21 protein-coding genes and 1 tRNA gene are annotated in these 20,392 nt (G+C 50.5%); 3 read left to right on the top strand and 19 right to left on the bottom strand.

Annotated features, from left to right (window positions below; translation table 11 throughout):
* Positions 1-255: 255 nt before the first annotated feature.
* Entirely contained in the window at positions 256-774 is a 519-nt protein-coding gene (locus tag R6242_RS12705; RefSeq protein WP_318427356.1) for a MarR family transcriptional regulator, read from the bottom strand.
* A gap of 287 nt (positions 775-1,061) precedes the next feature.
* Between R6242_RS12705 and R6242_RS12700 the strand changes: the two genes are divergently transcribed.
* Both R6242_RS12700 and R6242_RS12695 read left to right on the top strand, forming a co-directional pair.
* Positions 1,062-1,973 carry an EamA family transporter gene (locus R6242_RS12700; protein ID WP_318427354.1) on the top strand — a complete coding sequence of 304 codons (912 nt, stop codon included), beginning with the start codon at positions 1,062-1,064 and terminating at the stop codon, positions 1,971-1,973.
* A complete protein-coding gene (locus R6242_RS12695) occupies positions 1,970-2,581 on the top strand; it encodes a nitroreductase family protein (RefSeq protein ID WP_318427352.1) in 612 nt (203 codons plus the stop codon). The genes R6242_RS12700 and R6242_RS12695 overlap by 4 nt, the downstream gene beginning before the upstream one ends.
* 40 nt (positions 2,582-2,621) lie before the next feature.
* Here the strand turns inward: R6242_RS12695 and R6242_RS12690 are convergent, their stop codons facing one another.
* A complete protein-coding gene (locus R6242_RS12690) occupies positions 2,622-3,386 on the bottom strand; it encodes a helix-turn-helix transcriptional regulator (protein ID WP_318427350.1) in 765 nt (254 codons plus the stop codon).
* Positions 3,387-3,484: 98 nt separating this feature from the next.
* On the opposite strand from R6242_RS12690, the gene R6242_RS12685 reads away from it, so the two are divergent.
* Positions 3,485-4,615 carry a Bcr/CflA family efflux MFS transporter gene (locus R6242_RS12685; RefSeq protein WP_318427348.1) on the top strand — a complete coding sequence of 377 codons (1,131 nt, stop codon included), beginning with the start codon at positions 3,485-3,487 and terminating at the stop codon, positions 4,613-4,615.
* Positions 4,616-4,636: 21 nt separating this feature from the next.
* On the opposite strand, the gene R6242_RS12680 is transcribed toward R6242_RS12685, so the two are convergent.
* From R6242_RS12680 to fliF, 17 genes are all read right to left on the bottom strand, one after another.
* Positions 4,637-5,800: an ABC transporter permease gene (locus R6242_RS12680; RefSeq protein ID WP_318427346.1), complete on the bottom strand. Its 1,164-nt coding sequence runs from the start codon at positions 5,798-5,800 to the stop codon at positions 4,637-4,639.
* 338 nt (positions 5,801-6,138) lie between these two features.
* A complete protein-coding gene (locus R6242_RS12675) occupies positions 6,139-6,897 on the bottom strand; it encodes an ATP-binding cassette domain-containing protein (protein ID WP_318427343.1) in 759 nt (252 codons plus the stop codon).
* Between the two features lie 160 nt (positions 6,898-7,057).
* Positions 7,058-8,449 (bottom strand): alpha/beta hydrolase, encoded by a 1,392-nt coding sequence (locus tag R6242_RS12670; protein ID WP_318427341.1) that lies wholly within the window; start codon positions 8,447-8,449, stop codon positions 7,058-7,060.
* A gap of 100 nt (positions 8,450-8,549) precedes the next feature.
* Positions 8,550-8,625, bottom strand: a tRNA-Met gene (locus R6242_RS12665).
* An 89-nt stretch (positions 8,626-8,714) separates the two neighbouring features.
* Positions 8,715-9,665, bottom strand: coding sequence for a flagellar motor protein MotB (locus tag R6242_RS12660; RefSeq protein ID WP_318427339.1), 951 nt, complete (start codon positions 9,663-9,665; stop codon positions 8,715-8,717).
* Positions 9,662-10,528 (bottom strand): flagellar motor stator protein MotA, encoded by an 867-nt coding sequence (gene motA, locus R6242_RS12655; RefSeq protein WP_293936586.1) that lies wholly within the window; start codon positions 10,526-10,528, stop codon positions 9,662-9,664. Before motA ends, R6242_RS12660 begins: the two co-directional genes overlap by 4 nt.
* Before the next feature lie 18 nt (positions 10,529-10,546).
* A complete protein-coding gene (gene fliA, locus R6242_RS12650) occupies positions 10,547-11,254 on the bottom strand; it encodes an RNA polymerase sigma factor FliA (protein WP_293936588.1) in 708 nt (235 codons plus the stop codon).
* A gap of 3 nt (positions 11,255-11,257) precedes the next feature.
* Positions 11,258-11,698: a flagellar basal body-associated protein FliL gene (locus R6242_RS12645; protein ID WP_293936590.1), complete on the bottom strand. Its 441-nt coding sequence runs from the start codon at positions 11,696-11,698 to the stop codon at positions 11,258-11,260.
* Between the two features lie 17 nt (positions 11,699-11,715).
* Positions 11,716-12,630 carry a flagellar hook-length control protein FliK gene (locus R6242_RS12640; RefSeq protein ID WP_318427338.1) on the bottom strand — a complete coding sequence of 305 codons (915 nt, stop codon included), beginning with the start codon at positions 12,628-12,630 and terminating at the stop codon, positions 11,716-11,718.
* Complete coding sequence (locus R6242_RS12635; protein WP_318427336.1) at positions 12,627-12,908, bottom strand: hypothetical protein; 282 nt, start codon at positions 12,906-12,908, stop codon at positions 12,627-12,629. The genes R6242_RS12640 and R6242_RS12635 overlap by 4 nt, the downstream gene beginning before the upstream one ends.
* Positions 12,895-13,281: a flagellar export chaperone FliS gene (fliS, locus tag R6242_RS12630; RefSeq protein ID WP_318427334.1), complete on the bottom strand. Its 387-nt coding sequence runs from the start codon at positions 13,279-13,281 to the stop codon at positions 12,895-12,897. The genes R6242_RS12635 and fliS overlap by 14 nt, the downstream gene beginning before the upstream one ends.
* A gap of 279 nt (positions 13,282-13,560) precedes the next feature.
* Positions 13,561-14,913 (bottom strand): flagellar filament capping protein FliD, encoded by a 1,353-nt coding sequence (fliD, locus tag R6242_RS12625; protein WP_318427332.1) that lies wholly within the window; start codon positions 14,911-14,913, stop codon positions 13,561-13,563.
* A gap of 397 nt (positions 14,914-15,310) precedes the next feature.
* Entirely contained in the window at positions 15,311-15,763 is a 453-nt protein-coding gene (locus R6242_RS12620) for a flagellar FliJ family protein (RefSeq protein WP_318427329.1), read from the bottom strand.
* On the bottom strand, positions 15,760-17,076 hold the full coding sequence (gene fliI / locus R6242_RS12615) for a flagellar protein export ATPase FliI (RefSeq protein ID WP_318427327.1): 1,317 nt from the start codon (positions 17,074-17,076) through the stop codon (positions 15,760-15,762). Before fliI ends, R6242_RS12620 begins: the two co-directional genes overlap by 4 nt.
* Positions 17,073-17,741 (bottom strand): flagellar assembly protein FliH, encoded by a 669-nt coding sequence (gene fliH, locus R6242_RS12610; protein WP_318427325.1) that lies wholly within the window; start codon positions 17,739-17,741, stop codon positions 17,073-17,075. The genes fliI and fliH overlap by 4 nt, the downstream gene beginning before the upstream one ends.
* Entirely contained in the window at positions 17,738-18,754 is a 1,017-nt protein-coding gene (locus R6242_RS12605; RefSeq protein WP_318427322.1) for a flagellar motor switch protein FliG, read from the bottom strand. The genes fliH and R6242_RS12605 overlap by 4 nt, the downstream gene beginning before the upstream one ends.
* Positions 18,738-20,390 (bottom strand): flagellar basal-body MS-ring/collar protein FliF, encoded by a 1,653-nt coding sequence (gene fliF, locus R6242_RS12600; RefSeq protein ID WP_318427320.1) that lies wholly within the window; start codon positions 20,388-20,390, stop codon positions 18,738-18,740. Before fliF ends, R6242_RS12605 begins: the two co-directional genes overlap by 17 nt.
* Positions 20,391-20,392: the final 2 nt, after the last annotated feature.

The following is a 20,392-nucleotide window of genomic DNA, read 5'->3' as shown; positions in this document are numbered from 1 at the left end:
AGTGAGGTGAAGGGCTTTATCTACAAAACAAGGTCGATGCCTTAAGGGCGCTATCAAGCTCACTTCACCTCGTGTGGTAGTAGCTAACCACCACAGGGAACAAGATACAAGGGTGCCAATAAGCGCAGCGCATTGCACCGTTGTGCTTCATACGGCGTAATGCGTCTGGAAAAACACCCAGACTTATTAGCGCCCTACAGGGCTAAGCACAAAGCAATGTTCACTCTGCTATCCATCCGGCAAGGTTTCAAAGCACTAACGCCCCTCGGCATTTCCCTCCAGCGCCCCCAACAATTCTGCCATTCTGGCATCTAACTCCAGCAAAGCTTCTGGCGTGATGGCGGCGAGCATGGCGTGCTCGTTGGCGACATGGGCGGTGACGGCTTGATCGATGAGTGCAAAGCCTGCATCGCTTAGCTGCACCAGCATACTGCGGGCGTCGCTGCTGCTGGGGATACGCTCTATCCAGCCGCTGGCTTCTAGGCCTTTTAAGCGGTGTGTCATCGTGCCAGAGCTAATCATCAGCGATGAAAATAAGGCCGTTGGGGCTAGGCAGTAAGGCGGGCCTGAGCGGCGAAGTGTGGCCAGTACATCAAACTCCCAGTTGCTCATTCCATACTCAGTAAAAACCACGTCCATTTTGCGTTGCAGCAGCAGCGCACAGCGCCTAATCCGCCCGATCGGCCCCATGGGGCTGACATCCAGATCGGGGCGTTCTTGATGCCATTGACCAAGGATGACATCGACCGCATCAGCAGCTTGCTTTGTGCTCATTTACAACTCCATATATCTTGATATCAAGATTAATTGTCTTGAATTCAAGATATATGTTATCTTCAATTCAAGACATATTGCCAGAACCGCAGTTTGCCATATAAACCGCTGCGGGTCTCATCTTGAACAATGGGGGCCTCGAAAAACCTGTATTTCTAAATAAGACAAGGCACGTTTTAAAAAAACTGACGCTGCATATGTGTTGATATGTAAGGAGATTTTTTTAATGCGCAACGCAGTATTATGACGAAAGACTGGCTTTTCGAGGCTCCCTTGAAGGAATCGACATGAGCAAGCCCTCCATCCCCTGGCTAGATACCCTGAGTACCGCCCTTGCCCCTGCTATTTGGGGCTCAACTTATATCGTCACCACGCAGATTTTGCCGCCAGACCGCCCGTTTACCGCAGCCTTATTACGCACCCTGCCCGCTGGCCTGCTTTTATTGCTTTGCTGCCGTGCTCTACCCAAAAGGAGCGCTTGGGGACGTTTGCTGCTGCTATCTGCACTCAATATTGGCGCTTTTCAGGCTTTGCTCTTTATTGCGGCTTATCGCCTACCCGGTGGCTTGGCTGCCGTGCTGGGTGCAACTCAGCCATTAATCGTTATGGGTTTGGTCTGGTTGGCTGATCGCCGTCAGCCCTCGACACTGGCTATGTGGGCCAGCGTGGCGGGTATTTCTGGGATGGCGGCCCTGCTACTCGCGCCGGGTGCCGTGTGGGATGCAATTGGCCTAACTGCTGCATTTGCAGGTGCGCTCTGCATGGCCACGGGAACTTATCTAGCCCGCCGCTGGCAATCTGAGCTGCCCTTAATCGCCTTTACCGGCTGGCAATTATTGCTTGGCGGAATCATGTTGCTGCCTGTGGCCCTGCTGGCCGATCCGCCTCTGCCAGTCCTCACCGGCACACAGATACTGGGCTACGGCTATCTATCGCTCATCGGTGCGCTGCTGGCTTATCTGCTGTGGTTTCGAGGCACCACACGGCTGCCTGCGGTAGCGGTTTCTTCCCTTGGCCTACTCAGCCCGCTCACCGCCGTTGTGCTTGGCTGGCTGCTATTGGGCCAGAGCATGACCCCCACCGCTCTGGCTGGGCTGATCACCGTGCTGGCCAGTGTACTGGCGGTGCAGTGGAGCAGTATTTCTGCCAGTAAACACACCCATTCAATTTCAATTCCTACTCAAAAGGCCTCATCATGAATCTCAGCGACCTTATCGAAAATCGCAGCTCCACCAGCCACTACGATGCCAGCAAGCCACTGACAGATAGCCAAATTACCGAGCTAATGCGTTTAGCCACCCTTGCTCCGTCGGCCTATCATTTTCAAAATTGGAAGCTGATCGCCGTGCGCTCCAGCGAGGCCAAGACACGCTTAAAAGACATTGCCTTTGGGCAAAACCAAGTAGAAGACGCGGCAGTTACCTTTATTATTTGCGGCAGCTTAATGCCGCATCAGCAATTAGCAGCGGTGCTTCGTCCATCACTCGATACAGGGGCTTTACCGCAGCAAATCGTCGATAGCTGGGTTAGCGCAGCGAATAGCGCCTATGCAGACAACCCACAATTACAGCGTGACGAAGCCATACGCTCAGCGTCGCTCGCCGCCATGACCTTAATTCTGGCCGCTGAAGGTATGGGCTTATCAACCGGAACAATAGGTGGCTTCGATACACCCGCCATGATGGAGGCATTTGCGCTTAAAGCCAACGAAATACCGGTTATCTTAGTCACCGCAGGCTATGCAGGAGCAGAGAAAAGGCCTCAGAAACCCCGTCGGCCACTTAGCGAGGTGGTTGAGTTGGTGTAAGTTGGCAAGGGGCCAGCAGTCGCTCAGTTGGCCAGTGCAATTAGCTAAAATAAGCCCTTGGGGTCTTGCCGGTGCGGCTTTTAAAAAAGGCAATAAACGCACTATCACTCGCAAAACCCAAGGCGCTGGCGGTCTCTGATAATTTTCCATTTTCTGCCAGCATTTCTACGGCACGTAATAAGCGCCATTGCTGCCGCCATTCTTGATAACTCATCCCTGTTTCGCGTTGAAATATGCGGCTTATGGTTTTTTCACTGGCCGCAATTTGCTGCGCGAATAAATGAAGCGCTAAAGGCAATTGTTCTAAGTTTTCCTGCAAACAAGATACGCGCTGATCTAGCGGAAAAACCAGCAATAAAGGCTCTTGCTTAGCCTGATTGATCTCTTCAATACATAGCGAAAGCAAATTGGCATGCCGTGCCTGCTGCCAGTCTGTATCAAAATCCGCCATAGCCAGCCGCTCTAGTACGGCTCTTAATAACGGGTTAACCTCAATCACCTGCACTTTGCTCGGCAAGGCAGGGAACTGGCCAAGATCAAAATAGAGTGAGCGGTAATCCACAACCTGCCGCATTTCTGCCCGGTGCTTTATCCCCGGCGGTATCCACGCCGCCCTCGATGATGGCAATAAGCAAAGTAAGCCATCTAAAGAGATACGAATACAGCCCTTCTTAGCAAACAATAATTGCCCCATCTGATGCTGATGTAGGCCCGAATCATGATTGCCCAGCAAAGAAGCAATCCCCACCATGCCAGCCCCAAGCTCGTCGGGATTAAATTGATCATTCGCGTGCAAGTACGCCATATTTGTCCGATTTTAGATATTTATTGTTCTTATTATTGTAATGTGCCGTTTATGTTTTTTATAAAATCGCAGCAAGTTTAAGAATAAGGAATAAAAAAATGGCTCGTACATTTAGTTTAATACTCGCCACCCTGCTGATGATGTTTCCGCAAATTGCAGAAACCATCTATAGCCCAGCCTTATCGGATATCAGCCACCATTTTGCCGTGAGCCCTGAGCTGGCGGCGCAAACACTCTCACTCTATTTTTTAGCATTTGCTGTAGGTGTGGTTGTTTGGGGAAGGATGTGTGATATCTATGGCAGACGCCCTACGATGATGATGGGCCTGCTGATTTATGCCATCGCCTCTTTAATCGCGCTTTGCGTAAGCAATTTTAACGCTATTTTATTAGCGAGGATGCTGGCCGCCTTTGGCGCGGCAGTGGGATCTGTGGTGACACAAACCATGCTTAGGGATCTTTTTAAAGGTAAGCAACTTGCCCATGTGTTTTCATTAATGGGCCTTGCATTGGCAATTAGCCCTGCTATTGGGATGTATAGCGGCTCACTGCTCAGTAGCCATTTTGGATACCAAGGCGTATTTACCGGCTTATTATTTTTAGCGCTGGTATTGCTTATCTGGGCTTTTCTAGCTTTACCAGAGACAAAACAGACGAAAGAAGCTGCCGCTGCTCCACTCCTAGCCACAGCAAAGATCATGCTTAAAGATCTGCAAATTTGGCAAGTTGCATTCTTAGTAGCTTCATTCAATATCTGCCTGTTTGCTTATTACAGCTTAGCGCCATTTATGTTTGAGCAACTTGGCCTCAGTACGCGCTTATTTGGCTATACGGGGCTAATCTTGGCCATGGGTGCGGGTGCTGGGTCAATGTTAAATAAGCATTTACTCAAGCGTGGCGCTCGTTCACATCAGTTGGTGCTCTTGGCATCTATGCTAACAATCTTAGGCGGCATCGGGGTCTTGCTATTACAACACAGCGCCCTATTTGTCTTGCCTATGCTCTTAGCAGTAACAGGATTTGGAATCGCCATTCCAAACATTCTTAGCTCAGCACTACATGCTTATCAAGACCGAACCGGCACAGCAGGAGCACTCTTGGGGCTGCTGTATTACATCCTAATTGGCAGTGGCTTAACGCTAGCAGGATGGAGCCAGAACCTAGGTGGAGTAATTTTGATCTGCGGATCACTTGCTACGCTGATATCAATACAAAGGAGTTCTTTTTAAGGAGGCAGTGCAACTGCCCTCCTAATGCATCACCACTCGCCGCATTTTATTCGCCGTATAGGCAAGGCTGGCTAGGGTAATGAGCATGCAAACCAGCACGGGCGTAAAGATTTCTGCAAGGCGAAGGGCTTCGCCGTTGAGGATTTTGACGATCAGCTGGTTTTGCGCCAAGAGAGGCGTCCAGGCAAACCATGCTGGGTCTGCACCCTGTTTAAACATGCCAACAACTAAAGTAAGCGGGGCGAGTAGCATGAGCATGGAGTTTCTGGCCTGCGCTTCCTTGTGGCTTTTACCATTGATGGCCACGGCGATTTGCAGGGCGGAGATGGCCAGCGCTAAAGGGCAGAGTACGGCCATAAAGATGAATGCGTCTTTAAATGAAAACTGAAAAGCTATTTTTAATACTTCGTTTTTTATCAGCAGTAATGAGGGAAAAATACTCATTACATTAAAAAACAATACCAATACCGTGAGCGTGCCCACCGCCGCCCATTTGCCCAGAGCAAAATGCCAGCTCGATACCGGATTCATCATTAATGGCTCTAATGAGCCGCGTTCGCGCTCGCCTGCCGAGGTATCAATGGCGGCATACATTCCCACACCCAGCAGCGTCATAATAAACATAAAGGGCAGCATTTCTTTTAAGCCAGCATTCTGCTGATTTTGTGCGCGGCTTAGATGGCGCTCTTCTACTTTTAATACCGCCAGCACTTCAGCCGAAATGCCGCGTAAGGCTAGATTTAATCCCGCCCTTTCTTGCATAAAGCCCTGCAATAATAATTTAACTGGCCGCACGCCCAATTGGGAATCTTTATTGGCTAAATCAGTAATGATTTCTACCTTTGGTGCCATGCCTTGGGCAAATTGGCTAGCAAAATCTTTAGATACAGATAGCACAGGCTCGGTATATTCCTTGCTATGCAATTTTTGGGCGTAATCTGTGGCGGCAGGTTTAATTTCAAAGCCTTGGCGCTGAATATAATTCACCAGCTCTGGTGCGTATTCGGCCCCTAACACGCGAATAAAGCGCTTTTCATTTTGCTCATCCATTCTGGAATACGCTTCAGAGCTAATAAATAAAAAAAATGGCATGCCCATTAAAGAAGACAAAATCACCACCAGCATGGTGCGCTTATCTCTTAAAGAATCGACCCATTCTTTTTTGAAAATTTCCCAAATCATCATGCGATATCCGATTGATTGTATATATCAAACAAGGTCAAAAAGATCTGTAGACACAAAACTAAATAAGAACACAGAGCACACTGAGAAAACCAAAAGCACTAAGCAGCTTTGTTTTCGGCCTGCGCGTGCGGGTTACCTCAGTCAGCGATTTATCGCGTAAACCAAGCGACGATACGACAAACATTGAATCATCGTAGGGCGGGTGCAACCCGCGTTCTTTTCAGCACGGCTCGCGGGTTGCACCCGCCCTACAAAGAACGTTTCGCTTAAGTTGACAGGATTAACCTCATCTCTCATTCGTTTTTCTCTGTGTCTACAGGCCTAAGGTTCTAAAGTTTTCAAGCAAAGGCCAGCTTCACAAAGGCGTCTTCAAAATTGCTTTCTGCTGCCTGATCTAATAGCTCGGCTACCGTGCCCTGAGCAACAGTTTGGCCACCAGCCACAATCACCACATGATCACAAAGCCGCTCTACTTCTTGCATAATATGAGTAGAAAACAAGATACATTTGCTGCCGCCTGCTGGAGACTTTAACCAAGCCAAAAACTCACGCAGCGCTCGGGTGGCAAGTACGTCGAGGCCATTGGTGGGCTCGTCCAGAATGATATTTTGCGGATCGTGCACCAGCGCCCTTGCTAGCGCCGTTTTCATTTTTTCGCCCTGGCTAAAGCCCTCGCAGCGCCGCTCCATTAGGGCTCGCATATCCAGTGCATCGGCCAGTGCAGTGGCGCGCTCATTGGCCTCATCCCTAGTCATGCCGTGCAGTACGCCGTAATAAGCAATGTTTTCGCGGGCGCTCAGCCGTGGATACAGGCCTCGCGCATCGGACAACACGCCCATCCTTGCTTGGGTAATCTGCTTACCCGCTTCAACGGCTACACCATCGACTAGAATCTGGCCGGAGTCGCTAGGTAGCAGCGCGGCAATCATGCGCAAAGTAGTCGTCTTGCCTGCGCCATTCGCGCCTAAAAGCCCAGTCACCGCGCCATCTGCCGCGCTAAAGTGAATGTCTTTTACCGCCTGCACCACGTCTTTAGCACGGCGCGGCCATGCGGATTGGCGAACAAATTGCTTAGATAATTGCTCAACAATAATCATGGCGCTATTTCAAACATTGAATCATTCCTTTAGAAACCCAAATCTTGAAACACGGAGTTAAGGAGAACACGGAGAAAACATTGAATTGCTTTTCTCCTTGTAACTCTGTGTTCTCTGTGTCCTCCATGGTTCAAGATTTAGGTTTTTCAATTGGATTTAATTAGCTCTTAGGCAAGACCCACACCACGGGCCTCGGGATGGGTTTGACGCAGCTTAGCTCTACTTTTTGCGGGTCTTCACTATTGATAAAGCGATAAACCAGATCGTCCACGCAGCTTTGCATCAGCATGCCGTGGCCGGATTTGCCCAGCACCACTTGCCTTGCCTTTGCCCCCAAGGCTTGGGCAACGTGGGCCGCGTGGGCGGGCGGGGTAACCGGATCAAGCCCACCACTTAATAACAGTACCGGCTGGGGGCTTTTAGGAAGGGTATAAAAAACCGCCGGAACCTCACCGCGTGGCCAATCGGCACAAATTTTTCGATAAGCTTCTGTCCTGAAACGGCCAAAATCGTCCTTCTCTATAATTAGCGGCAGGCGCGCCGCTTCTTCGGCACACCACACCGAATAATGCATGCCCACCGCAATATTGCCCGGGTTGGGCAGTGCCGTCATTCCGCTCAAGGCCAAGAGCGGGTTAAAGCGCCCTGCCTTCGCCTCGGTAATGGCAAACGGCAGGCCCGAGCTATTAAGCGGCGAATACAATACCGCCGACACCATACCCAATACGGTATCGCGGCTCATGCTTACGCTGGCCTCAGTATTTAAACGAGGGTGCTTTAAAACGGTGGCTTTGGGCAGGCTGGCCAGCAACTCTCGCCAACTTTGCGCGAGCAGGGGGTAGGCTTTTTGGCAAGCGGTATCGTGGCTGCAATCGCCGAACAAGCTGTCGAGTGCTTTTTGTAAATCGCTACCCGATAAGGCGTAATCCGGCGGCACCACGCCATCGAGTACCACTCGCCTTGCGGTTTGCGGATACTGGCGCAAATACTCCAGCCCCACGCGGGTGCCATAAGAAACGCCCAGCAGATTAATCGCTGGATAACCCTCGCTTTTACGCACCGCTTCTAAATCCTGCACGGCAATGGCCGTGGTAAAAAAACGCAGATCGCCATAGGGAAGTTTTTGCAGCTGAGCCTTGCAGCTTTTAAGCGCGGCAATGCCCCATTCAGCATCGGCAATCTTACTTAAATCCTGTGTTTCTGGGCACTCCAGCGGTGCGGAGCGGCCTGTGCCGCGCTGATCTACAAACACTAAATCACGGCGGCGCTGCAATTTATTGAGCGGCCCTTCCGCCCAACTAGCGACATTAATCGCGCTTTGGCCTGGGCCACCCGCCAACATAAACACCGGATCGGCGAGCTTATTACGGTCTTGCGCCTGCAAAACCATATAGTGAATCTGAATTTTTTTGCCAGAAGGATCAGCGGGATTGAGCGGACGTTCAATTTGCCCGCATTGAACCTCGGTAGCAAAGCCATCAACGCGGCAGGGTTTGGTTGCCGCATGGGCAGAGAAACTAAATAAGAGGAAGGCGAGGATTAATACTTGCATCACTATCTTTGTATTAATAAGATTGGTGCAAGTATAACCTAGGCTAAAAGCGAGCGGAAATTGAAAAGCCCCTGATCACAGATCAGGGGCTTAGTATTCTTGGTTGCGGGGACAGGACTCGAACCTGTGACCTTCGGGTTATGAGCCCGACGAGCTGCCAACTGCTCCACCCCGCGACAGAGAGAGGCGCACTATAGCCTGTGTGGCAGCTAGCGTCAATCTTAAATCCAAAATACCTTCGGAGATGGCACGGCTTGCCGTGCCCCTACTTTGCTAGGCTTGCGTTCAATTTATCCACGCTGATCTCATTTTTACCGCCATTGGGCATGCCAAACATGGCAGCCATTTCTTGGGCTTGCTCTTGTGTCAGCACCAATAGCTCTATGCGGCGATTAGATGCTGCTTGCGGGTTTTGAGCGTCATAAGGCGCACGATCGGCCATGCCGACCACTTGCAGGATATTCTCTACCGGCATGCCGCCTTCTAATAGCCCGACTCTGGCAGCCATGGCGCGGTTGCTAGATAAGCTCCAATTAGAAAACGCGGCGTAATTGGCATTCTTATATTGCATTGAATCGGTATGCCCAATCACCAAAAGCTGGTGATCGATGTGAGAGAAGATTGCGCCCATTTTGAGCAGTAGACGGCGAAAGCGCTCACTTGGTACTTGGCTGCCACGCTCAAACATGCCTTGTTTATCGGTGTCGTGCAGCATGATGCGCAGGCCATAGGGCGTGATAATGGTTTGGATATTGTCTGAAAGTCCAGCCTCTTTAAATAGCTGAACAAAGGTTTGCGCCAGCTCCTGCATATCACGCGGCGTGTCGTAATGTTTTTTAGGTGAGGCATTATCTGAGTATTGCAAAGAGACCTGCGCCCCGCCGCCCTGCCCTGGCGTGGTCTGAATCGAGCCAGATTGATTGCTACCCGGCACCGGCTCGCGCGGGATTAAACTTCCCTTGGGGTTGCCCTGATGATCGATTAGCTCACGGTTACCATTGCTGGCTAAAGAGCGGCCCGCACCGTTGCGCAAAACCCGCTCAATATTTTCTTTATCGCGGGCTGAAAGAACCCATAACACCAGAAACAAACACATCAGCGCCAATACGAAATCCGCAAAGGCCACTTTCCATGCTCCACCGTGCGCTTCAGAACTTTGCTTGCGAGAAACGCGGCGGATAATTGTTTCTTCGTGTTTATTATTCTTATTGCTCACGCCGTTCCCTCTAGCGTGTTGATCCACATTTCCAGCTGAGAAAAACTAGGTTTAATATTGAGCTGCACCAAACGACGCCCAGCATCAATCGCCAGCAAAGGCGGTTTGCCCGATACATGCGTTACCAGCACCACCTTTACACATTCCAGATTGGATAATTCTTCTTTTACCTGCTGATGCATCATATTGCACAGCGGATCCAACACGCCGTAGCAGAGGAAAATCCCAATAAATGTCCCCACCATTGCAGCGCCCACGCGCTCGCTAATTTCGGCCACTTCAGCGCCTTCACTAATGGTGTGCATGGTCATCACAATCCCTAGCACCGCGGCCAAAATCCCAAAGCCTGGCATCCCTTCAGAGATTTTATGCAGCGATTTAGAAGGCTGATTCAGCTCTTCGTGAATGGCTTCTAACTCTTGCTCTAGCACGCCTTCTAATTCATGCGCATTGATTTTTCCCATCGCCATTAGGCGGAAGTTATCCACAATAAAGGCCAGTAATTTAGGCTGCTCCAACACCAGCGGGTAACGCTGAAATAAGGCGCTTTCTCTTGGCGATTCAACGTGCTGATCGAGTGCTTTTAGCCCTTGGCCCGCAGTAATTAATAGCTCGTACATGAGTAATAATAATTGGCGCTGAAAATCTGGCCCCTGCTTCTTGCCCATCACCACACGGCGAATTTGCCCCAACATTTCTGCCAGTACATGTTTAGGATTGCCCAATACCAAGGCACCAAAGCCAGCGCCAATAATGATTAACAGCTCAACCGGTTGCCAGATTAAGTGGAAAGTACCACCAATCATAAAAAACCCACCAAACACACACATCATTACGATGCCAATACCTAACAACAGCTGCATGCTTTATTCCAACTCTAATTAAGCCCCGCCAAGGGCGATTTTCATTTTCTTAATTGCCGATTTATTAATTTGGCAAACCCGCGCTTCTGTTAAATCCAGCACCAAAGCAATTTCTTTTAAATTTAATTCAAACTCGTAATACATTTGGATAACGCGCTGCTCTTTTTCATCTAGGTTTAATAAAGCACGTGCTAGGCTCAGCCGATTAATCACCGCATTTTCCGGCGATTCTGCCCCGCCTGATTCATGTGCACCGCCCGCTAATAAATCATCAAAGCTCGATAATACTTCGGCATTTTCTGCCATTTGATACTCACGGTATTCCTGAGCGCTAATACTTAAGCCTTGTACCGCATCGGCCTCAGTAGGCTCTTTGCCTAGTTTTTTTCTTAAGGCTCTAATCTCATCCCGAATGCGGTGCGCGCTTTGCCTTACCGATCTGGGCCGCCAATCTAATCGCCTTAATTCATCTAAAATTGCACCGCGCATACGCAATAATGCAAAGCCAATAAATTTATCATCGGGCGTGCCATAGCGCCGCAAGGAATCGAGCAAGGCCATCAGGCCAATTTGCTCCATATCTTCACGATCTAAAACAGCACCCACTTGGGAAGAAAGCTGCCTAAGCACCCGATTCAGCAAAGGCGTATATTCCGCAAGTAAAGCCGCTTCTTGTTTAGCATCTAAGGTGCTATCCAAATGAATGTATGCGTCGGCAAGATCCACAATTTACTCAACAATCAATTTACTAACCATCACATCAGAAAATGGCTTTTCTGAACCTCCGCCAATATAGGCAGTCGCAAATTCTTTATTTAATAAACTGTGATAATCTTCTATGGTCATTTTATTGGCTATAGTGAGATTAAGATGCGATAAAACCTTTACGGCGGTACTCTTTAAAAAAGGAAGATGGTTTTTAATTTCAGCCTCTTTCTCCTTACTGGTTCTAAACACCAAATCCACCGCAATATAATGCGTAGATAAAGAGCTGCCATCGTCATTACGCAGCATGACAATAATCTTATCCACCGTGGCAAATTTATATTCAATTGGCTCATGCTTAACTACTTTAGGGGCGCTATCTTGCTTAAAGTAATAAGCCGCCCCACCGCCCACTCCAGCAGCAACTAATAAACCTAAAACAATAAAAATAATATTCTTAGACATGGTGGTTTCCAGATCGATTAAATGCGCGCCAGAATGGAGCCAAACTCACTCGCTTCTTCGTTTAATTCTGCTAAAGCTTTACCAACCTCATCCGGCTGCTGCTGATGTTTTTTATTTGGCGAGCCATTTGTAGATGAATCTCTCACCTCAACGGCCACGCTGCTGTATTCCTTTTGGCTTAAATCAGTGCGCATCTGCTCGGTCATTGCATGAAGCTGCTTAGTGACATCGCTATTGCTGGCGTGCAATTGCACCGATAAAGCGCCCGCCTCATGCTTAATGCTGATTTCTAATGAGCCCAGCATAGGCGGGGATAATTTAATCACCGCACGCTCAATGCCATGCCCAAGCTGCACATCAAGGCGATCTTTTAGTGCCGTTTCTAACTGGCGTGACCAAGTAGCAGGCTGAGTGGGCTCCAGCTTAATCGGTGCCCATTCAGATGGCTTGGCTTCTGGCGCGCTGCTGGCTGCCAGCGTATTTAATTCAAAAGGGCGCATAGCAATAGGCTGATCTGGTGCATCATTGGCGATCGCTGCCACAGCATCATTCTTTAGTACCGGCGCATCAGCATCTTGGCGTGGCTGACTCATCAGCGAAGCAGCAATAAGCGCTGGCGCTGTGGGAGCCACGGATATCTGCTCAGCGAGCCCCAACTCAGCGACAGGCACGGATGCGGATGGCTGAGGCCGCTGAGGAATAATCGGCGCGAAAAACGCGGGCATGCTAAAGAGCGACGTATCTGCAGTCGCTAGCGATGGTGGCTCTGCTGCCTCTGTAGACACCGCTGCTTCGCCCTCAACAGGCGCTGCGCAGTCCTGCATTTCAGCGCTAAAAGACATAGCCAACAAACTAGGATCAAGCACAGGAATCGAGATGGGCACTGGGCTTAATTCTGCCGGAGCAACCGGCATAGTTGCGAGCAGATTCATAGTGTCTGCGCCGCATAAGCAAGGCTGGCATCGCGCTGCACGGCAAACTGCGCCAATTTATCCGCCAATTCTTTAGTCGCTAGGCGGCAGGCTTCCTGCATGGTGGCGTATGCATCCCGCACTTCTTGCAGGGCAAGCTGCTCCTGCTGATCCCAAACTTGTCCAGCCAATAAAGCGGAAAACTGTTGATCCAGCAGCAGCAGTTGATCCCAATCTTGCGCTGCCAATGCGCCCTGCATCTGGCTTATTTTGCTGCAAATTACTTTAAGCCTTGGCATCACGCACACCCAGCCAACCACCACGCAAGGTGGCTAATAATTGCTCAACTTCTACCACGGCTTCGATATCCAACTGGCTGCTGGCGCTATAAAGCCGGTAGACGCAAAAATCGTATAAACGCGCCAAATTGGTGACCACTTCACCGCCTTGATCAAAATCTAGCGCGCTCGATAAACCATTTAAGATATCGATGCATTTATTAATGCTCTCGCCTTTTTGCTCGAAACGCTTGTGTTCCATATGTGCTTTGGCACGAGCGAGCTCTTCCAAAAGGCCATCAAATAAAACCAAAACCAATTGCACTGGCGATGCATTAGAAGTCTGCGCTTCCAAATTCACCGAGTGATAACTGCTATAAGCTTCGTAATCCAAAATCTAAGCTCCTGTACTCTGTATATATATGGCGTATAGCGGCTGAACCCAATCCTACCAATTTAAGCAATCATTCGTAGGGCGGGTGCAACCCGCGAGCGATGCTGGCAAATACGCGGGTTGCACCCGCCCTACGATGATTCAATATTTATGCGGTAGCGCCATGATAAATAGTTAAGTTAATAGGACTGAGGTGAAACCAGCCATACGAAAGATACCTTCTATCGATGGGTTGGCCTCGATGCGTAAGGCACGCTTTTCACCCATCCCACCAATCAATTACATATTGTTAAACATATTGGATGTCTCACCCATTTGCGCCTGCAGCTGCTTTAGCTGAGTAAATTGCTTTAATGCACGCTGATAAGCCTGATCGTACTGCTGAGAAATCTTATTGCTCGCGGCAGCCAGATCAATGCCTACTTTAGATACCGATTCCTTGCGCGCTTTTAACAGGCCATTGCTGGCGTTTAGCCATTTGCCGAGGTAATCGTTATTTTCTTTAATCAGATCGGTACCCGTGCTGGCGTTAAAAAGCTTCTCTAGCCCCGCTGGGTTTTCGATCAGCGCTTTATCAAGCTTGGTACGATCAAGCGATAGATTGCCGTCGCGATCGGTTTTTACGCCAAAGTCCATCAGGCGCACGCCATCAAAGCTTTGCCTGACCAAGCCGTTTAATTTATCCCGCAGCGCGCGAATACCCGAATCAGAGGCAAATGCACCACCTGCGTCCCGTTTGCCACTGTCATTTTTATCGTTTTTAGCATTGGCCAGCATGGCGGTTAAGGATTTTTTCGCCGCATTAAAGCCATCGATAAAGGTCTGCAAATTGGCCGCAGTATCGTTATTGCTGGTGCTGACGGTGAGCTTTAATGCGGAATCGCCGCTTTTCATCGCACGGCTTAAATTAACCGTTACCCCTTCGATACCGGTAAAGGTATTCGATGCCTGCTTGATTGGCACACCGGTGTTTTCGTCACCTAAATACACCAAGGCATCTTGTGCCTTAGATAAAACCTTAGGCGCTTCAAGTGCCAAAGCCGCCTCAACCCCTGCACCACTGCCGCTCACTTGCAAAGTATTAGCTTCGCCAGTTTGGCTGGAGGTCAGCACCAATTGCGACTGGCCATTGGCCGTCAGCACCATGGCACTCACTTTGCTTGAGCTGTCTTTAGATTGATTAATGCTGCGCGCCAGTTCGGTCAGCGATAACTTACCGTCGGCGTCTTTATCTGCGCTGGCTAAATCAATGACAATGGTCGCCGCACCCACTTTGATATTGAGCTTATCGCCAGCGGCCACGCTCATGCCATCAAGGCGAGCAAAGGCCTGCTGCTCTGCCGTAGCCACCTGTTTGACAAACAGCGAGTAATTGCCATCCTGCGCCTTAGCACCGGCCGCTACCGTAGCAATCCCTTCCTGACTCAAAGCCGCAGCATGGGCCAACACCGACTTCTTGCCACTTAAACCACCCAGCGTGGTTTTAAAATCTTGTAGCGTTTTTTGCAGCTGAACCAAGGCATCAGAACGCGCCTTATTATCTTTGGTCCGCGTGTCATTACGGCTTTGCGCCTGCTGTACTGCATAGCTGGCAACTTGGCTGGCCAGTTGCTGGGGATTAATTTCTGCCATGGCGTTTTTTCCGTAAAAGCAAATTAGAGGATTCTAATTAAACAAGGCGACCAAAGCCTTCGCATTTAAAAATGTAAATAATTACACCAAGTTGTTTTACATCCCTATTCTTATCTTTTCAGTGCCTTCGGCACATCTCATTTTGGTGCGGGAGCCCCCGCTTGGGCCTTCCTTTCTTGCGCGGCCAAGAAAGGAAGCCAAAGAAGGCCGCCCCAACGTCTGCGCCCCGCTTCGCGGGGTTCCCTCGCTGCGGATAAGCGAGTCGGCGTCAATTCAACTCGCTTCGCTCAAACACGAATTGACGAATTCGCCGCCCCGTTTATTCCTCGCTCGGCTTGTCTCAGGGGATACAAAAACACCGGCGCGACGAGCACAAACTTAAATAAGTTCTTCCCCATTACGACATAACATCAATACCCACTTTTCTGCGCAAATAAGCCTGCGTAGCCGTTTCATCTGACTGCTTTTGCAAAGCTCGGTCACGCAGTTTTTGCAAGGCCATACGCTCTTGCTCGCCTAATTTATCCATCACTTCACGGCGCGATACCGCCGCTAATAAATCTTTACGTGCCACCGCCAAATCGGCATCGCCCAAGGCTAAGTCTTGCTTTTGCAGGGTGATTAAATTAAGCAGCGACTGTTTAAACGCACCCGCATTAATGGCCAAAGCGGGATGCGGCACGGCGCTTGCGCCCAAGTGCTGGCAGAGCGCTTCCATGCGGCTGATGTTTTTTTGATAGCGCTGCGTCAGCTGGTGTTTATTGCGCACTACGGTTTCCTGCTGATCCACAGCGCTTTGGCGTAAACGCAGCATCAGCTCTAAACGCTGCACGGCTTGAGGCGTACTCATTGCAATAGCGCCTGTAAATCGGCCAGTGAATCGGCCAGCGGCGCGGCCTCATGCACGCCCTGCTGTAAATAGGCTTCGATACGCGGAAATAAGCGCACCGCTCTATCGGTTTCTGCATCAATGCCCGGCACATAAGCACCTAAGGGAATCAGATCGCGCACTTCGCGGTAGCGCGATAGCAGCGCCTTAATCTGCCGTGACACGGCGTTATGCTCGCTGCTACTAATCTGGCTCATACAGCGGCTAACCGATTGGGCGATATCAATGGCAGGGAAATGCCCGCGCTCGGCCAACTGGCGCGATAACACAATATGGCCGTCTAAAATGGCTCTGGCGGTATCCACCACGGGGTCTTGCTGATCATCGCCTTCGGCCAGCACGGTATAAATTGCCGTCATACTGCCCTGCGGGTTTTCACCATTACCTGCGCTTTCGGCCAGATTAGGCAACAGCCCAAATACCGATGGCGGATAACCACGGGTAGCAGGTGGCTCACCCAGAGCCAAAGCCACTTCGCGCTGCGCCATAGCGTAGCGGGTGAGCGAATCTACCAGCAGCAAAACCCGATGGCCCTGATCACGATAATGGGCAGCAATGCTGTGGCAAAGCTCAGTAGCATTTAAGCGCATCAGCGGCGACTCATCGGCTGGGGCCACCACCAGCACGGCTTTTGCCAAGCCCTCTGGGCCAAGCGAGTGATCGACAAACTCACGCACTTCGCGGCCACGCTCGCCAATGAGGCCAACCACTACAATATCCGCCGAGGTATTGCGGGTAATCATCCCCAGCAATACGCTTTTACCCACGCCACTGCCGGCAAATAAACCAACCCGCTGGCCTTTACCTAAGGAGAGCAGGCCATTGATGGCACGCACGCCAATATCCAGCGGCTCGAGCACCGGCTGTTTACGTAGGGGATTAATTTTGGGAGGTGCGGCGGCCAGTGGCTTATCGCCACCCAGCGGGCCAAGATCGTCCATCGGCTCGCCAAGACCATTTACAATTCGGCCCAGCCAAGATTCGCCAATCATTAACGAGCTAGCCTGTGGCGCGGCTTGAACTCTGGCTCCGGTCTGCAAGCCAACTGGCTTTTTAAACGGCATAAGAAAAGAAACTTCGCGGCGAAAGCCCACCATCTGCGCCTGAATCCATTCCCCTGATGAGGTTTCAATCAGGCAACGCTGGCCGGTTTCTAAGGGGCAACCTACGCTTTCTAATAAAATGCCAGTCACGCCAATTAAGCGCCCGGTCATAGTGGCGACAGGTACGTCGTTTAAATCTAAACGGCGCAAAGCATCGCCAATCAAGCTCATGGTGCAACCTTGGCCATCTCACCCACCAGCTGCCCGCTAAGCTGATCCATGCAAAGATCTAACCTTTGCATGCAGCCAGCATCGGCTTCCATTTCTGCACTACGAATTCGGCATTCGCCTGGCGCTAGATTTGGATCGGCGACCAACTGCCAGCGAGCAGCCCGCTCTGGGGCCAGCTCAATCACGCGCTGGCATTCTTCGGCATTTAAATGTACGGCAACCGAGGTATTGGTTTGCGACGTTGCTGCTAGGGTTTCATCGACCAAGGCCAGCAATTGCACCGGCTGCAAAGTCAGCTCACAGCGAATCACCTGCTTGGCCACCTTGGCCACCAAATCGACCACTTCTTGGCGCAAGGCCAGTTGAAAATCATCACTGGCCCGCTGCACTTGTTGCAGCAGCTGCTCCATCAGGACAGCTTTTTCATCAAAGCGCGCCAGGGCAGCCAGCCTTGCTTCGGCCTCGCCCTGAGCCAGCCCAGCGGCATGACCCTCGCTAAAACCCGCCGCCTGACCACTGATTAAACCCTCAGCATGACCATCGCCATGGCCGCTATCCCAGCCCTGCTGATAGGCCTCGGCAGACAGTGGGGCTTCGCTGCTGCTACCTTGGGCCGCCTGCAGCCGCTGTAAAGAAGGAAAACGATGAGGGCGAACCGATTTCACTCAACCACCGCCTCAGGAAAGAGTTGTAAATCAATTTCGCCACTGCTGGCCAGCTCACGCACAATGGCCATGATTTCCTTGCGAACTTCCTCAACACGGCTAAGCGGCACAGGGCCAGAGCGGCGCATCATATCTTCAAAGCTTTGCGCTTGGCGGCGTGGCATAGTTTGGGTAATTGCCTGACGCACTTCCGGCTCAGCGCCTTTTAAGGCAATCGCCCACTGCTCTAGCTGCACGTCTTCCACAATGCGCATCAGCGCGGTTTCGGTTTGGCGCGACAAGATAAAGAAGTCGTACATTCGGCTTTCTATTTCAGCCACCAGATCGGCATCGTGGGCACGCAATAGCTCAATCATTTGCTGCTTATTGCCCGAATAGCGATTAATAATATCGGCGGTTTGCTGCATACCCGCTACTTCGGTGCTTTGGGTGTGCAGATTATCTAGGCAGCGATTCACCAGCTCTTCTAGCTCGGTTAATAACTCGCGATCCACTTCTTTTAAACGGGCAATCCCCACCAACACATGATCTTGCGTGCCTACGGGTAGCGCCTCTACCACTTGGCCCGCTAGATTAGGCGGTAGGAAAGCTAAAAAGACGGCTTGCATCCGCACATGCTCATGGGCAATTCTATCGGCCAGCCACTGCGGCGAAACCCATTGCAAACGCGCCATCTTGGGGCGAATCTCATCGCCATAAATGCTGTTCAGCACGCTATTGGCAATATCGCCGCCCAAGGCCAAATCCAAGGAGCGCTGCAAAAAAGAGCGCGATGCGCCGTGCACACCACTTTGCTCACGATACTCATCAAAGAATTTCTGGATGGATACCTTTACCGTATCCACCTTAATACCACTCATGCGCGACATCACCTGCGTCACCGCCAGCAATTCTTCACGGCCCAAGCAGCGCAGCACATTGGCAGCAGGCTCTTCGCCCATGCTTAATAAAACAATGGCCGCCTGCTCAACCGGAGTCAGCACGGTTTCAGCCTGATTATTGATTGCGTCCATCTTTTTGCACCCATTGTTTAACCACTTCGGCAACGCGTTCCGGCTCTTTGGCGGCCAACTCTTTTAAGTGATCGACCAGCACGTCAACCGACGAACCAGCCGGAGGAAGATCATAGTTTTCTAGTAGCGGCACCACCGGCATCGCCGAGCCTTTCGGTACGGCAGCGGTATAGCCCTCGGCAGTAGCAGGGCTAGCTGGCGTGATATCTAACTCGGCAGCTGCCGTCAAAGCTAAAGGAGTGGCGGGCTTATTAAGCCTTTCTTTTAACAGCTTGAAAGCGGGGCGCACCAAGAATAAAAACGCCAGCAATACGCTTAAGGCATAACCCAACACACTGGCGGCATCATAAATAGTGCTGCGCTCTTGCCACCACGGCGTTGCATATGGACGAGGTGTAAACGGCAAAGAAGACACCATCAACTGATCGCCACGTTCCCTATCAATGCCTAAACCATTTCTGAGTATTTTTTCAATATTGGCGATTTGTGCAGGCGTCCAACCGGCCTTCACCGAAGGCGCTGCTGCATTGCTAAGTACCACCGCCACATTTAAGCGACGTAGCACGCCACGGGCTTTTTTTGTGCTAGTAATACTTTTATCGTAAGCATACTGGCGGGTCATCGCATTCTTTTTAAAGCCATTAGCGTCAGTTTCAGGCTTGGCTGGCGCAGCATTAACCGGTCGATTACTTAAAGAGCCTGGAATGCCGATGGCGCTTTTCTCGCTGGTTTGCTCGTCACGGGTGGCTTCGCTGGTAATTTTTGGATCAGCACCATACTGCTCGCGTGTCTCTTCCACCTGATCGTTATCCACATCGGCGGTAACGCTCACCTTAAAATTATCTGCACCTAACACCGGATCAAGCAGATCACGAATGCTGCTAAGGGTTTGTTCTCGGTAGCGGCTGGCGCTGTCGTTCTCGTTGCCTGCAAAACCACTGGCCGCCGTATCAAGGCGCGCAGATAAAAGACTGCCCGCCTCGTCCACCAAGGTGACTTTTTGCGGGCTAAGGCTAGATACGCTGCCAGCCACTAAATTAACAATGGCAGCAATTTGTTCCTGATTTAATTTCTGGCCACGCTTTAAAGAAACAATCACCGATGCCGAGCTTTTATCAATTCCCGAATCAACAAATGAAGAAGATCGGGCAATAGATAAATGCACCCGCGCATTAGCAATTGGCTCTAATGCCATAATGCTCTGCACTAATTCGCCCTCAAGCCCACGGCGAAAGCGCACATCCTGCACAAATTGGCTCACGCCTAGCGGATCATTCTTATCCAGCAATTCAAGGCCCATTGGCAATTTAGCCACCACGCCTTTAGCGGCCAATAGCATTCTGACTCTGCCTAAATCGCCGTTTTCAACCAATACTTGGCCACTTTGTGGATGTAGACGATATTTAATATGTTCGCTATCTAGCACCGCCATCATATCGGCAGCGGCAATCTTTTCTGTATTGCCAAATACCGGTTTGTAATTGGAATCGTCGTGCCATAGATACACCATCAGCAATACGCTAATGGCAATGGCGAATGCAATAATTGGTAATACCATTTTTATAAATGATGAAGGATTGCTATTACGCTCAGTATTGCGTAATCGATCAAATCCCATTTTTAATTGTGCAAACATAT

This window comes from Iodobacter sp. CM08 (assembly GCF_033446605.1).
GTDB lineage: Bacteria > Pseudomonadota > Gammaproteobacteria > Burkholderiales > Chitinibacteraceae > Iodobacter.
Note: the sequence above shows the minus strand (reverse complement) of the source record. Positions and strands in the feature narration are given on the sequence as shown.

Excerpts from the sequence above, each read along its gene's own strand:
- R6242_RS12690 (WP_318427350.1), bottom strand. The coding sequence starts at position 3,386 with ATGGCGTACTTGCACGCGAATGATCAATTTAATCCCGACGAGCTTGGG.
- R6242_RS12685 (WP_318427348.1), top strand. The coding sequence starts at position 3,485 with ATGGCTCGTACATTTAGTTTAATACTCGCCACCCTGCTGATGATGTTT.
- motA (WP_293936586.1), bottom strand. The coding sequence starts at position 10,528 with ATGCAGCTGTTGTTAGGTATTGGCATCGTAATGATGTGTGTGTTTGGT.
- R6242_RS12695 (WP_318427352.1), top strand. The coding sequence starts at position 1,970 with ATGAATCTCAGCGACCTTATCGAAAATCGCAGCTCCACCAGCCACTAC.
- R6242_RS12640 (WP_318427338.1), bottom strand. The coding sequence starts at position 12,630 with ATGAATCTGCTCGCAACTATGCCGGTTGCTCCGGCAGAATTAAGCCCA.
- R6242_RS12705 (WP_318427356.1), bottom strand. The coding sequence starts at position 774 with ATGAGCACAAAGCAAGCTGCTGATGCGGTCGATGTCATCCTTGGTCAA.
- R6242_RS12620 (WP_318427329.1), bottom strand. The coding sequence starts at position 15,763 with ATGAGTACGCCTCAAGCCGTGCAGCGTTTAGAGCTGATGCTGCGTTTA.
- fliI (WP_318427327.1), bottom strand. The coding sequence starts at position 17,076 with ATGAGCTTGATTGGCGATGCTTTGCGCCGTTTAGATTTAAACGACGTA.
- R6242_RS12645 (WP_293936590.1), bottom strand. The coding sequence starts at position 11,698 with ATGTCTAAGAATATTATTTTTATTGTTTTAGGTTTATTAGTTGCTGCT.
- fliD (WP_318427332.1), bottom strand. The coding sequence starts at position 14,913 with ATGGCAGAAATTAATCCCCAGCAACTGGCCAGCCAAGTTGCCAGCTAT.
- R6242_RS12635 (WP_318427336.1), bottom strand. The coding sequence starts at position 12,908 with ATGCCAAGGCTTAAAGTAATTTGCAGCAAAATAAGCCAGATGCAGGGC.
- R6242_RS12670 (WP_318427341.1), bottom strand. The coding sequence starts at position 8,449 with ATGCAAGTATTAATCCTCGCCTTCCTCTTATTTAGTTTCTCTGCCCAT.
- R6242_RS12605 (WP_318427322.1), bottom strand. The coding sequence starts at position 18,754 with ATGGACGCAATCAATAATCAGGCTGAAACCGTGCTGACTCCGGTTGAG.
- R6242_RS12680 (WP_318427346.1), bottom strand. The coding sequence starts at position 5,800 with ATGATGATTTGGGAAATTTTCAAAAAAGAATGGGTCGATTCTTTAAGA.
- fliF (WP_318427320.1), bottom strand. The coding sequence starts at position 20,390 with ATGTTTGCACAATTAAAAATGGGATTTGATCGATTACGCAATACTGAG.
- R6242_RS12700 (WP_318427354.1), top strand. The coding sequence starts at position 1,062 with ATGAGCAAGCCCTCCATCCCCTGGCTAGATACCCTGAGTACCGCCCTT.
- R6242_RS12675 (WP_318427343.1), bottom strand. The coding sequence starts at position 6,897 with ATGATTATTGTTGAGCAATTATCTAAGCAATTTGTTCGCCAATCCGCA.